This is a genomic window from Kitasatospora sp. CB01950 (genome assembly GCF_001905465.1).
Classification (GTDB): domain Bacteria; phylum Actinomycetota; class Actinomycetes; order Streptomycetales; family Streptomycetaceae; genus Kitasatospora.
On sequence record NZ_LISX01000005.1, the window covers coordinates 74,060 to 86,867 of the forward strand.

General features: G+C 72.8%; 12 protein-coding genes and 2 riboswitches. Of the genes, 3 read left to right on the forward strand and 9 right to left on the reverse strand.

Annotation, left to right across the window (positions count from 1 at the left end):
* From AMK19_RS14875 to AMK19_RS14900, 6 genes are all read right to left on the reverse strand, one after another.
* The gene (locus AMK19_RS14875) at positions 1-1,155 is read right to left on the reverse strand and encodes a hypothetical protein (protein ID WP_083646823.1); all 1,155 of its coding nucleotides are present in this window, start codon (positions 1,153-1,155) and stop codon (positions 1-3) included.
* Between the two features lie 125 nt (positions 1,156-1,280).
* Positions 1,281-2,333, reverse strand: a complete 1,053-nt coding sequence (locus AMK19_RS14880; protein WP_073811863.1) for a C40 family peptidase — start codon at positions 2,331-2,333, stop codon at positions 1,281-1,283.
* A 210-nt stretch (positions 2,334-2,543) separates the two neighbouring features.
* The gene (locus tag AMK19_RS14885; protein WP_073811864.1) at positions 2,544-3,605 is read right to left on the reverse strand and encodes a C40 family peptidase; all 1,062 of its coding nucleotides are present in this window, start codon (positions 3,603-3,605) and stop codon (positions 2,544-2,546) included.
* Positions 3,606-3,619: 14 nt separating this feature from the next.
* Positions 3,620-3,798, reverse strand: a riboswitch (cyclic di-AMP (ydaO/yuaA leader).
* Between the two features lie 337 nt (positions 3,799-4,135).
* Positions 4,136-5,170 (reverse strand): C40 family peptidase, encoded by a 1,035-nt coding sequence (locus AMK19_RS14890; RefSeq protein ID WP_073811866.1) that lies wholly within the window; start codon positions 5,168-5,170, stop codon positions 4,136-4,138.
* Positions 5,171-5,367: 197 nt separating this feature from the next.
* Positions 5,368-6,786, reverse strand: coding sequence for an NYN domain-containing protein (locus AMK19_RS14895; RefSeq protein ID WP_073811868.1), 1,419 nt, complete (start codon positions 6,784-6,786; stop codon positions 5,368-5,370).
* Between the two features lie 175 nt (positions 6,787-6,961).
* The gene (locus AMK19_RS14900) at positions 6,962-7,228 is read right to left on the reverse strand and encodes a hypothetical protein (RefSeq protein ID WP_073811869.1); all 267 of its coding nucleotides are present in this window, start codon (positions 7,226-7,228) and stop codon (positions 6,962-6,964) included.
* Between the two features lie 152 nt (positions 7,229-7,380).
* Here AMK19_RS14900 and AMK19_RS14905 point away from each other — a divergent pair, with 152 nt between their 5' ends.
* Both AMK19_RS14905 and AMK19_RS14910 read left to right on the forward strand, forming a co-directional pair.
* Positions 7,381-8,175 (forward strand): rhomboid family intramembrane serine protease, encoded by a 795-nt coding sequence (locus tag AMK19_RS14905; protein ID WP_073812443.1) that lies wholly within the window; start codon positions 7,381-7,383, stop codon positions 8,173-8,175.
* The gene (locus AMK19_RS14910; protein WP_073811871.1) at positions 8,172-8,453 is read left to right on the forward strand and encodes an Lrp/AsnC ligand binding domain-containing protein; all 282 of its coding nucleotides are present in this window, start codon (positions 8,172-8,174) and stop codon (positions 8,451-8,453) included. Before AMK19_RS14905 ends, AMK19_RS14910 begins: the two co-directional genes overlap by 4 nt.
* A 1-nt stretch (position 8,454) precedes the next feature.
* On the opposite strand, the gene AMK19_RS14915 is transcribed toward AMK19_RS14910, so the two are convergent.
* The 3 genes from AMK19_RS14915 to AMK19_RS14925 all read right to left on the reverse strand — a co-directional run bounded on the left by AMK19_RS14915 (position 8,455) and on the right by AMK19_RS14925 (position 11,821).
* Complete coding sequence (locus AMK19_RS14915) at positions 8,455-9,831, reverse strand: aminotransferase class V-fold PLP-dependent enzyme (protein ID WP_143200222.1); 1,377 nt, start codon at positions 9,829-9,831, stop codon at positions 8,455-8,457.
* A 47-nt stretch (positions 9,832-9,878) separates the two neighbouring features.
* Positions 9,879-9,996, reverse strand: a riboswitch (SAM riboswitch).
* A gap of 132 nt (positions 9,997-10,128) precedes the next feature.
* Entirely contained in the window at positions 10,129-11,199 is a 1,071-nt protein-coding gene (trpD, locus tag AMK19_RS14920) for an anthranilate phosphoribosyltransferase (protein ID WP_073811874.1), read from the reverse strand.
* Between the two features lie 196 nt (positions 11,200-11,395).
* Positions 11,396-11,821 (reverse strand): hypothetical protein, encoded by a 426-nt coding sequence (locus AMK19_RS14925; RefSeq protein ID WP_073811876.1) that lies wholly within the window; start codon positions 11,819-11,821, stop codon positions 11,396-11,398.
* A gap of 335 nt (positions 11,822-12,156) precedes the next feature.
* Here AMK19_RS14925 and ctaE point away from each other — a divergent pair, with 335 nt between their 5' ends.
* Positions 12,157-12,777 (forward strand): aa3-type cytochrome oxidase subunit III, encoded by a 621-nt coding sequence (gene ctaE, locus AMK19_RS14930; RefSeq protein ID WP_073811877.1) that lies wholly within the window; start codon positions 12,157-12,159, stop codon positions 12,775-12,777.
* The last annotated feature ends 31 nt before the right edge of the window (positions 12,778-12,808 follow it).

Genomic DNA, 12,808 nt, shown 5'->3' on the forward strand with positions numbered 1-12,808 from the left:
TCAGTCCCGGAGAGTGGCCACCTCGGACTCCCAGTTCTTGGTGAACTCCGCGACGCCCAGGCCGAGTTCGGTCCGGAAGGCCCGGTCCAGGCCGCCGCTGCCGTTCTGCCCGACCGCCCGGTACAGCGCCACCAGCCGCTGCGGGCCGTGCCGGCGCGCGATCAGGTCGCAGGCCAGCCAGGACTGCTCGTAGGCCTGGGCGATCCCGGCCGAACCGGCGGTGAAGGCGTCGTCGGTGGGCAGCCCGACGGGCATCCGCCCGTTCCGGACGTCCCTGGCCAGCTCGGGGGCGATCTGCCGGGTGGTGCGCCCGGTGCCCTGGTAGCCGGTGTAGTCGGCGACGCCCTCGGACAGCCACAGCGGGGTGGCCGACTTGGTGTCGGCCCGCGTCGCGACGTGGGTCGCCTCGTGGGTCACCACCACCCGGCGGCCCAGCGGGCTGAGCTGCCGGTACGCGTCGGGGTTGACCACGATCCGGTCGGCGGGAGTGTGCGTCGGCGCGCCGCCGACCGCCAGGGTGACGGCCGCTATGCCCTGGTAGGCGTCCGCCGAGACGTCCATCCGGCGGGCGAATTGCTGGACGGTGAGCGGGAGTTCGAGCAGCAGCCGGCCGGGCTTCCAGGGGCCCCAGACGCCTTCCACGGTGGGCACCGCACGGTCGGCGAGCTCGGCGAGGTCGGCCAGTTCGGAGTCCTCGCCGAGGCCCAGCACCGTGCTGTGCTGCCCGTTGGCGGTCCGGACGGTGCCCAGGTCCCAGGGCGCGACCGCGCCGATGGGCACCTCCCGGAGCACCCGCCAGCCGGCCGGCTCCCGCTGGAGGTCGATCTGCCGCTCCAGCAGCGCCGGATAGTCGTCCACGCCGGCGATCCGGTAGCCGAGCTCGGCGCCGACGGTCAACCGTTCGACGCCGGGCACCGGTTCGGTGAAGGTGGTGAGCCGCAGGGTGTACTCGCTGAACCGGATCGCGGCGGTGCGGGTCAGCAGGTCCCGGTCGGCCTCCTCGGCGCCCGCCGCGGTCGGCAGCCCGCCGGGGTCGCGCCGCAGGATCGCGCCCGCCCGCCGGACCAGCACCTGCGCGACGGCGTCCCGGGCGCCGGACGGCGCGCCCGGCCCGGGCGGGACGGCGGCCGGGGCGGCGGGCCCGGCCGGAAGCACCCGGGGCAGCGACAGCTGGGCGGCGCACCCGGCGGCGACCAGCAGGGCGGCCCGCCGGGACAGCGAAGCCCCGGCCTGCCGCGGGGCTTCCGGCGGCAGGTCGGTGACCAGGGGCTCGTGCTGGCTCAGACCCGCACCACCGAGTTGACCGGCATCGCGCCGACGCTCTCGTAGCGGACCCTGGCACCGGGGTGGGGGGCGTGCACGACGACACCGCCGCCGGCGTACATGCCGACGTGGTGCCTGTCCTTGAAGAAGATCACCAGGTCTCCGGGCCGGGCTTCGGCGAGGCTCACCCGCCGACCGGCCGTGGCCTGTCCCTGCGAGGTCCGCGGCAGGGTCACTCCGGCCTGCCGCCACGCCCAGTACATCAGACCGGAGCAGTCGAACGCGCCGGGGCCGGCGGATCCGTACACGTACGGGGAGCCGACCTTCGAGACGGCGGCGTTCAGCGCGGCGGCGGCGCGGTCGGAGGCGGCGGGTTCGTCGCCGAGGTCGAGCCGGTCGGTGCCGCGGGTGGCGCGCTGCTGGGCGTCCCGGGCGTCGTCGGCGGCGAGCCGGTCGCGCTCGGCGGCGCCGAGGCCGCCCAGCAGCAGCTGGGCCCGGGTGAGCCGGCTGCGGACCTCGTCCTTGGCTGCCGCCAGCCGTTGCCGGGCCGCTTCGAGCTCGGCGAGCTTGGCGGTGGTCTCCTGCCGGCGCTGGTCCAGCCGCCGCTGCCGCTCGTTCAGGTCGCGCAGGACGTCGTTCTGCCGGGCGGTGGCCTGGCCGAGGGCACGGGCGCCGGCCAGGTAGGACGCCGGATCGTTGTCGAGCATCAGCCGAACGGTGGGATCGAGGCCCTGGGAGCGGTACTGGGCGGCGGCCACCGCGCCGAGGTCGGCGCGCAGCCGGTTGAGGTCGTCCTGCCCGGCGGCGACCTGGCCCTGCAGCTCACCGGCCTCGCGCTGCAATCGTTTCTGCTGTTCCTGGGCGGCGTTGTACCTCTCGGAGGCCTGCTCCGCCTCCTCGTACAGCTGGTCGACCTGCGCCTTGACGTCGGTGCGGTCGGGCGGATCGGCCGGTGCGGCGCCGGCCGGGGCCACGCCCAGATGGAGCACCCCGGTCGCGGCGGCGGTGAGTGCCAGCGCGCGGGCGAGGCGCTGGACACCGGGCAGTGGGGGGCGACGGTGCACGGACACGTGCGACGGCTCCGTTCCTACGGCCGGCCCCGCCGCCGCCCGCCGGTCGGGCGGCCGTCCGCACGGGGGGCCGGGGCAGAGGTTAGCGAGTCGGACGGATCCAGTCCAAACCCCGACAACATCGAATATTCGACCGCGAATCGGACACCGGAACGACTACGGCCCGGCACCCCCTGTGCGGGGTGCCGGGCCGAGCGGAATGCGGGTCCGTCAGATTCGGACGATCTTGACGATCGGCATCACGGTGGCGGACTCGTAGCGGACCTGCGCGCCGGTGTGCGGGGCGTGCACGATCTGCCCGTTGCCGACGTACATGCCGACGTGGTGCATGTCGCCGTAGTAGATGATCAGGTCGCCGGGCTTGGCGTTGGCGATGTTGGTGCCGATGTTGGTGCCGGCGCCCGCCTGGGCCTGCGAGGTGCGCGGGATGGACACACCCGCCTGGGCGTACGCCCACTGCATCAGGCCGGAGCAGTCGAAGGTGCTCGGACCGGCCGCGCCGTACGAGTACCAGCTGCCCAGCTTCGACAGCGCGGCGCTCATCGCGACGCCCGCGTAGCCGGCCGGGGCCGGCGCGCTGAGGTCGGTGCGCGTGGTGTCGCGGGAGGCCCGCTCGGCCTGGCTGCGGGAGGCGTCGGCGGCCTTCGCCTCGGCCGCGTTCAGCTCGTCGCGCTCCTTCTGGGTGAGCGTGTTGAGCAGTTCCTGCGCCTTGGCCAGCTTGCCCTTGATGTCGTCCTTGTCGGCCTGCAGGGCCTTCGTGGTGGTGTCCAGCTCGGCGAGCTTCTGCTCCGCCTCCTTGCGCTGGCCGTCCAGCTTGGCCTGCTCCGACTTGAAGCTCTTCAGCAGGTCCGACTGGGTGGCGCCGACCGTGTTGAGCGCGCCGGCCTGCCCGAGGAACTCGTCCGGGTTGCTGGAGAGCATCAGCTGCATGGTCTGCGGGATGCCGCCGTTGCGGTACTGCTCCGCGGCGATGTTCGCCAGGCTCTCCTGGACGGTGGTGACCTGGTCCTGCTGGCGGGCCAGCTGGTCCTGGAGCTGCGAGACCTGCTTCTGCAGGGCCTGCTGCTTCTCCGCGGAGGCGTTGTACGCCTCGGTCTTCACCTCGGCCTGCTCGTTGAGCTGGTCGACCTGCTGCCTGACCTGGTCCTTGGTGGGCGCCGGGTCGGCGTGCGCGCCGGTCTGGGCGGACAGCGCCACGGCAGTGGCGGCAGCGGCAGTGAGAATCGAGACCCGGGCACGGCCGACGGGCTTGGGACGACGATGGGACGCCACGAAGGCGGACTCCTTCTTCCTCACGCACCGCCTACCGGGTGAGCTGACGGGTTCGGGCCGGAAGAGAAGCCCTACAGCGCCTCACCGACCGCTGTCGCGGCCGACCTGGCGCCGATTCACCCCGGGGGAACGTGGTTCCCCGGCTCCGTTCGACAGCACCCCGGTGGGGCATCCCCGTCGGCGGATCACGTTCTGACGATCCGCCCGCTGCGTCACGGACTCGGCGGCGACCTCCGCCGTCGCCCCCCTTGGGCGATCGACTCTGCGGCGGTCGAACCAAGACCCTAGTAACCGATCCGTGATCCGTTCAAATCCTTGTCCGAAAAAAATCTGAATCTGAGTCAATTGCGAGGACGAAACTGACCGAATGTAAGGGATTCGTTGCGCAGTGCGTAGCATTTCCCGGCGCTCGCACAGAAAACGCGACGCCCGGACGTGTGCGAGATCACAGCAGTATCTCGACCCGTCCGGGCGTGTCACAGCGCGTCAGTTGCGGCCCTCTGTGGGCATATGTCCGATTCTTCGGGTCGTCAGACCCGGCGGATGGTCGAGATCGGCATCGCGTCCACCGGCATGGTCTTCACGACGTCACCGGTGTGCGGCGCGTGCACCACCATGCCGCCGCCGATGTACATGCCGACGTGGTGCCGGTCGCCGTAGTAGACCACCAGGTCACCGGGCTGCGCGTTGTGCCAGTCGGTGCCCACGCTGGCGCCGACGCTGCCCTGCGCCTGCGAGGTGCGCGGCAGCGAGACGCCGGCCTGCGCGTACGCCCACACCATCAGGCCGGAGCAGTCGAAGCTGCCCGGGCCGGTCGCGCCCCACACGTACGGCGCGCCGCGCTTGCCGAGCGCCTTCGAGACCGCGACACCGGCGTAGCCGCCGGCCTGCGGCAGGTTGCTCAGGTCGACCCGGTCGGCGCCGCGGGAGGCGGTGCCGCCGCCCTGGGTGATCGAGAGGCGGTCGGCGGCGGAGAGCGTGTTGAGCAGGCTCTGCGCCTCCTCCAGCTTGCTCTTGACCTCGTTCTTGGCGTCGTTGAGCGCCTGGGTCGAGCTGTCCAGCTCGGCCAGGACGGCCGCGGCCTCCTGCTTCTGCTGGCTCAGCCGGCGCTGCTGGTCCTCCAGCGACTTCAGGGTCTCCGCCTGGGTGCTGGCGGCCTGGTCGAAGGAGGACGCCTGGGACAGGTAGCCGTCCGGGTCGGAGGAGAGCATCAGGCGCACCGACGGGTCGATGCCGCCCTGCCGGTACTGGTCACCGGCCACCGCCGCCAGTCCGGAGGACACCTCGTTCAGCCGCTCCTGGCCGCGTGCGACCTGGTCCTGCAGCTGGTCGGCCTGCTTGCGCAGCTGGTCGGCCTTCTCCTTGGCGCCGTTGTACTTCTCGGCCGCCTGCTCCTGCTCGTCCAGCAGCTTGTCGACCTGCGCCTTGACCTCGTCCTTGTTCGGCTTGGCCGGCGCGGCGTGCGCACTCACCTGGGCCGACAGGGCGACCGCGGTCGCGGCGGCAGCGGTGAGCACGGTCACCCGTGCGCGACTCGGCTGCTTGGGACGGCGGTGGGAGGCCAAGGCGGTGCTCCTTCTTCCTCTGGACTCACCCTATCGAGCGATAGTCCGGAATATAGGTTTGACGCCAGACCCTAGTGAAGCCTCCACCCCCGCGTCCACTCCCGGGGGGCTTTCGGTTCCCGTTCCCCGCCCCTCTTCACCACACCGACACACTCCGGACGCCCCGGCGTCGCTGACCGCCCGTCAGTGCGCCCGAATCACCCCGTCCAGCTGCGCGACAGCCGGTTCAGCAGCAGCACCGAGGCCACCGGGCGGGCGCCGGCCTTGCGCACCCCGTCCGCGACCTCCTTGTCGGCGGAGACCACCACCACCGGCCGGCCCTGCGGCTCGGCCCGCACCATCCGGCGGATCAGCTCGTCCGCGGTCTCACCGGTCCGGCTGAACCGGACCCGCACGCCGCGCGGCGGGGCCATGATCACCGGCACGTCCAGGTCCTGACCGTCGAACACGCAGGTCACCTCGGCCTGGGTCCGCTGGGCCAGCATCGCCAGACCGCCCAGCAGCCTCAACCGCTGCTGCTCCAGCGGCAGTTGCGGGTAGCCGGTCTTGGTCACGTTGTAGCCGTCCACCACCAGGTGGACCTGCGGGATGGCCAGCAGCTGGTCCAGCAGCGCCGGGTCGTCCTCGGCCAGACCGCGCCGGGCCACCGCGTGCGGCGAGGCCGAACCGGGCTCCACGGCCTCCACCAGGTCGGCCGGGCGCAGCGCCGTCACCGGCAGCGCCAGTTCCCGCTGCAGGCCCTGCGCGGACTGCAGCACGGTGTCCAGCAGCAGGCGCAGCCGCATGTCCTCGACGCTGCGACCCTCCCGGGCGGTGCGCCGGCCGGTCTCCACGGCGGTCTCCAGCTCGGCGATCCGGTGCCGCAGCCGGCGGGCCTCGATCTCGGCGGCGCCGTGCTCGGCCGCGGCGGCGGCCCGGGCGGCCTCCAGTTCGGCGGTCAGCCGGCGGGTCTCGGCCTGTGCCCGGCGGGTGTCGGCCTCCAGCGAGCGGACCTTCTTGCGCAGCGAGTCGGCCTCCCGGCGCACCCCCTCGGACTCGGCGCGGTGCCGGTCCAGTTCGGCACGGGCGGCGGAGCGGGCCTCGGCCAGCTCCTCCTGGAGCCGCTCGGCCAGCCGGGCGGCCTCGGCGGCGGCGCCCTCGGCGTCCACCCGCTCGGCCTGCTCGCCGGCCTCCTCGACCAGCCGCCCCCAGCCGGTGGGCCGCACCAGGTAGGCGGCGGCGGCCACGTCCATCGGGTCGGCGGCGGCCGGCACGGTGCCCGCCTCCAGGGCGCGCACCAGGTCGGGCTGGCCGAGTCGCAGCCGCTCGGCTATCCGCACCCGGAACGCCGGGTCGGACTCCAGCGCGGCGGCCAGCGCGGTGGCCGCGTACTTGGCCCGCCGGGCGGCGGTGAACTTGGCGTACGGGCGCAGCGCGGCGGGCAGTTCGCCGGCCGGGATGCCGCCGAGCGCGTCAGAGGCGATGCCCACCACCCGGCGGCGGACGCCCTCGGGCAGCGCCCGACCGGCCGTCTCGCCGTTGCCGTCCTCGCCGCCCGGGGCGGTCTCCGGGGTCTGCTGGACCGGAGCGGGCGCGGTCCCGTCCGTGCCCGTGGGCGCGTGCGCTGCCTCCGCCACAGTTCTCGGCTCCGATCCTGGTCCGGGCGGGCCCCGGCGGGTGCCGGGGGCGTTGGTGTCCGCCGCTGCTTGCAATTGTCCCGTCTACCGTGCCGCACCGACAGCACCCCGCCGACGAGTCCGCCCCGCGTTCCTGTCCGGGGCGCGGACGGGAACGCGGGGCGGTGGAAGTGCGTCAGCCCTGCTCGGAGCCGCCGTCCGCGGACTCCTCGGCGCCCGGGCGGGCCACCAGTTCGACCTGGTCGACGGCGTTGCACCAGCGGCAGCGCACCGACTCGACGGTCTCGGCGAGCACCTGGGTCTCCTCGACCTTGGAGTCGCCGGACAGGTCGAAGTGCACGAAGTCGATCACCCGGGAGGACCGGGTGACGTCGAAGCGGGTGAGGTTGCCGCACAGCGTGCAGCGCCAGCGGGTCTCGGCGGTCGGCGCGGCGATGGTCATCAGAGTGGTCCCTCTCGGCTGGTCCCGGTTTCCGGGTCTCCAGCCTATTGCCTGTGCCGCCGCGCCCGGGTCACCGGTCCACTGCCCGGACGCTCACCCACTCGGAGCAGCGCCCGGTGTCGCGGGTGCGCCCCCGAGGAATGCTCACCCTCATGGTGCTTTCCGCCCCCGCCCGGGCCGGTTCGCCGGCGGCCGAGCGGACCGCCCGCACCCCGGTCGTCAGCTACCTGTTGATCGCGCTGTCCGCGCTGGTCCTGCTGCTCGGCCCGGCCGGCCTGAACCCGATGTACGGCAGCGGCGCCGCCCGGGCCTGCGCCGAGCAGCGCTACGAGCACCGCTGGGGCGCCGTGCCCGCCGAACTGCTGAGCGGCCACCCCCTGGCGGCCGACCGGCTGACCTCGGCGACGCCCGGCTGCACGCTCCCCCCGACGCCCGGCAAGATCCCCGAACTCTCCGTCCTCACCTCGCTGTTCGTCCACGCCGGGTGGCTGCACCTGATCGGCAACCTGCTGTTCCTGTTCGTCTTCGGCCCGGCCGTGGAGACCCGGCTCGGCCGGCTGCGCTTCCTGATCGGCTACCTGGCGATCGGCTATCTGGCCACCTACGGCTACGCGATCGCCGAGGCGCACACCGCGGACGGCACCCGCGCCCTGATCGGCGCGTCCGGCGCGATCGCCGGGGTGCTGGGCGCGTACCTGCGGCTGTGGCCGAGAGCCCGGGTGACGGTGCTGGTGCCGGTCCTGCTCTTCCTCCCCCTGCGGTTCCCGGCCTGGCTGGTGCTCGGCCTGTGGTTCGCGCTGCAGTGGTGGTCCGTCAGTTCCGGCGGCAGCGGAGTGGCGTACCTGGTGCACGTGATCGGCTTCGCGACGGGGTGGCTGTTCGCCTGGGCCGCCCGTCCGGCGGGCGATACCCTGAGCGCACCTTCTCGAACAGGAGTTGCTCAGTGATCACCGCGATCGTCCTCATCAACACCAGCGTCGACCGGATCCCCGAGATCGCCGAGGCGATCGCGGCCATCGAGGGCGTCAGCGAGGTCTACTCCGTCACCGGCACCTACGACCTGGTCGCGATGGTGCGGGTGCGCAACCACGAGGACCTGGCCGAGGTGATCCCCGGCCGCCTCAACAAGGTCCCGGGCGTCTCCAACACCGAGACCCACATCGCGTTCCGCACCTACTCGCAGCACGACCTGGAGGCCGCGTTCTCGCTCGGCCTGGACGGCTGACTCAGCGCTGCCGGCCCCTGTCGATCTGCTCGGTCGCCACGCAGCGCCCGCCCTCGTTGCGGTAGCTCCACCGCGCGCCGTCGGTGACCAGGTCCCGAACGGCCGTCAGGAACCGGTCCAGGTGCTCGACGGGGGTGCCGGCGCCGAAGCTGACCCGGATCGCGTTCAGGCTGCGCTCCCCCGGCAGCGAGGGCTCGGGCGCCCCGCACTGGCTCGGCGCGGCGTCCTCGCCGCCCAGCAGGGTCCGCACCAGCGGGTGCGCGCAGAACAGGCCGTCCCGGACGCCGATGCCGTACTCGGCGGACAGCGCGGCCGAGAAGTGCGAGCTGTTCCAGCCGCGCACCACGAACGACACCACGCCGACCCGGTCCGAGCCCTCGCCGAACAGGCTCAGCACCCGCACCTCGGGGATCGCCGCCAGCCCCTCCGTCAGCTTCGCGACCAGCGCCCGCTCGCGGGCCTCCAGCGTGTCGAAGCCCGCCTCGGTGAGCGCCCGGCAGGCCGAGGCGATCGCGTACGCGCCGATCACGTTCGGCGAACCGGCCTCGTGCCGGGCCGGGCCGCTGTGCCACTCCACCGCCACCGAGCCGTCCAGCTCCCAGGCCACCGTCCGGCTCGCCCCGCCGCCGGCCAGGTACGGCTCCGCCGCGTCCAGCCAGTCCGACCGGCCCGCCAGCACGCCCGCGCCGAACGGCGCGTACAGCTTGTGGCCGGAGAACGCGATCCAGTCGACGTCCAACTCCCGTACCGACACCCGGTGGTGGGGCGCCAGCTGGGCCGCGTCCAGCACCACCCGGGCGCCGTAGCGGTGCGCGACCGCGGTCAGCTCCTCGACCGGCCACAGCTCGCCGGTGACGTTCGACGCCCCGGTCACGCAGAACAGCTTCGGCCCCTCCGCCGCCCCGAGCAGCGCCTCCTCCAGCGCCGCCACCGCCTCGGCGTGCGAACGCGGCGCCCGCAGGTAGCGCACCGTCAGGCCCTCGCGGCGCCACGGCAGCAGCGACGCGTGGTGCTCGGTCTCGAACGCGAACACCTCGGTCCCGGCGGGCACCGCCCCGGCCAGCAGGTTCAGCGAATCGGTGGTCGCCCGGGTGAACACCACCTGGTCGCCGTCCCGCAGGTCCAGGAACTCCGCGACGGTCCGCCGGCTCTGCTCGAACAGGTCGGTCGACAGCTGCGACAGGTACCCCGCGCCCCGGTGCACCGACCCGTAGTACGGCGCGTACGCCGCCACGTCGTCCCACACCCGGGCCAGCGCCGGCGCACTCGCCGCGTAGTCCAGCGCCGCGTACCCGACCTTCTCCCCCGACGCCAACGGCACCTCGACGTCCTGGCCCAGCACGGCCAGCGGCTCACAGATCTCGACGGCGACAGACATGGATGCACTCCTCCACGGGGTAAGGACCCCGGGGTGCATCAACCGGAAGTCCGCGCTTGCCGCGCGGACGGATCGCCACGCAGCCCGGTCCTCACCCAGGGCACCCCGCCACGGACGGAGGGTTGCCGGACAGCAAGCTGGGGCTTGTCGCTGCCACTCATGACCTGCGCAGCACACTACACGAACGCCCCGCCGCCTCAACCCCCGTCCACGACCCGGACGCCCCCGGAACGGCAAGGTCCGCCCGACGAGGGGTCAACTCCCCTCCCCGGACGGACCGTTGACCGAAGTCAACCGCTACTGCGTGGCCTCCGCCCACCGCTTCAGCAGCTCCCCCGCCGCCCCGGAATCGATCGCCGCCGCCGTCCGCGCCATCGCCGCCCCCAACTGCTCGCTCAGCGGCGCATCCGTCAGCTCCAGCGCCACCAGCGCGGCCGCGCTGTTGAGCACCACCGCGTCCCGCACCGGCCCCCGCTCGCCGTTCAGCACCCGCCGGGCGACCGCCGCGTTGAACTCCGCGTCGGCCCCGCGCAGCGCCTCGATCCCGACCAGCTCGATCCCGACGTCCCGCGGGTCGAACCGCGTCTCCGTCACCTCGCCGTCCCGAATCACCCAGACGTGGGACGTGGTGGTGATCGTCAGCTCGTCGAGCCCGTCGTCACCCCGGAACACCAGTCCCTGCCCGCCGCGCCGCGCCAGCACCCCGGCGATCAGCCCCGCCAGCCGGGTGTCGAAGCAGCCCACCGCGTGGGCGCCGACCTTGGCCGGGTTGGTGAGCGGGCCGAGGATGTTGAAGACCGTGGGGACGGCGAGCTCGGCACGGGCCTGCGCGGTGTGCCGCATCGACGGGTGGAACTTCGCGGCGAAGCAGAAGGTCAGTCCGACCTCCTCGGCCACCGCCGCGACCCGCCGGGCGTCCAGGTCCAGGTTGATGCCGAGCCGTCCGAGCACGTCCGAGGAGCCGGACGCCGAGGACGAGGCCCGGTTGCCGTGCTTGACCACCTTCGCGCCGGCCGCCGCGGCGGCCACCGCCGACATGGTGGAGATGTTGACGGTCTTGGCGCGGTCGCCGCCGGTGCCGACGATGTCGACGGCCGGCCCGGGGATGTCGAGCGGCAGGGCGTGCGCGTACATCGCCTCGACCAGGCCGGAGATCTCCTCCACCGTCTCGCCCTTGCCGCGCAGCGCGATCAGGAAGCCGGCCACCTGCACGGGGCTGGCCTCGCCGCTCATGATGCGGTCCATCGCCCAGGCGGTGTCGGCCTGGGAGAGGTCCTCGCCGTGCATCAGGGCCGTCAGGATGTCGGGCCAGGAGCGAACCACCTGCGCGGGGTCGCTACCGCCGTTCGCAGAGTGCACGTTCACCATGGCCGTCTCCAGCTCTCGTCTTGTCGCAGAGGAATTGGAGTCAGCCTATCGAGCGAGCGGGGACGGCCGCCCTGACTTGCCGTCCCCTTCTCTCCAGTTGAGACGCCCGCCGAGACGATCGACCGGAACGACCGGCCGGAACCGTCGGCCGACACGGTCGGCCGAGACGACCGGCCGAGACGACCGGCCGGAACGCTCAGCGCGCGGCCGGCGTCCGCCGCGCCACTCGGGCCCGCAGCAGCGTGGTCGCCGCGTCGGCCAGCGCGACCGGGTCGACCGGGTGCGAGATCGCCGCGTCGGCCCGGCTCCAGGCGGCCAGCCAGGAGTCCTGCGGCCGGCCGATCAGCACCAGCACCGGCGGGCAGCCGTAGATCTCGTCCTTCAGCTGCCGGGTCAGCCCCAGCCCGCCGGCCGGCACCGCCTCGCCGTCCAGCACGCACAGGTCGACGCCGCCCTTCTCCAGTGCGCGCAGCACCGCGGGGGCGGTGGCGCACTCCTGGTACTCCAGGGCGGGGATGTCCCCGGCGGGGCGGCGGCCGAGGGCGAGGGCCACCTGCTCGCGGGTGTTGCGGTCGTCGCTGTAGACGAGAACGGTGAGCGTCTCGTCGGAGTGCTGCGCCATGTCCCCTGCTTCCTGGTGCTCGTCCTCTTATATGTGTTCGTTGCGTCCACGGTGTCCGCACGGGCCCACGCATGCGCGCGACCCCCGACCGAACGGCCCAGTGTGACCCGGACCACGTCCTGGGACGGATGCTACTCCGGCGGGCCCGTCCTGAAGAGACCCCGACGCGATCTCGCTCAAGCCGCCGCGCCACGGGCTCACTCCGGCGGCCCAGTTCCCTCACCCGATCCGAACAACCGTCAGAAAACGGACGGAGCGCGAGGCGGGCATACCTCACGCACCGGACACTCCGAGGGAGACCCCCCGGCGTGAAGACGGAATAAGGGACCGACATAATGTCCGTCGTGGCGACAGCAACAGCAACAGAAACCGGACACGCGCACGGAGCGGTCAACAGGCCGAACCTGGTCAGCGTGGGAACCATTGTCTGGCTGAGCTCGGAGCTGATGTTCTTCGCGGCCCTGTTCGCGATGTACTTCACCCTCCGCTCGGTCAAGGGCGCCGAGTTCTGGCACGAGAAGGCCCATGCCCTCAACGTGCCCTTCTCCTCGGTCAACACCACGATCCTGGTGCTCTCCTCGCTCACCTGCCAGCTCGGCGTGTTCGCCGCCGAGCGCGGTGACGTGAAGAAGCTGCGTTCCTGGTTCGCGGTCACCTTCGTGATGGGCGCCATCTTCATCGGCGGCCAGATCTTCGAGTACACCGACCTGGTCAAGAAGGACGGCCTTTCGCTGTCCTCCGACCCGTACGGCACGGTGTTCTACCTGACCACCGGCTTCCACGGACTCCACGTGACGGGTGGTCTGATCGCCTTCCTGCTGGTCCTCGGCCGGACCTACGCGGCGCGGCGCTTCACCCACGAGCAGGCCACTGCGGCGATCGTGGTGTCGTACTACTGGCACTTCGTCGACGTTGTGTGGATCGGCCTGTTCGCGACCATCTACCTGATCAAGTAACAGCCGCCCCGCCCCTGACCCGGCGTCGTCC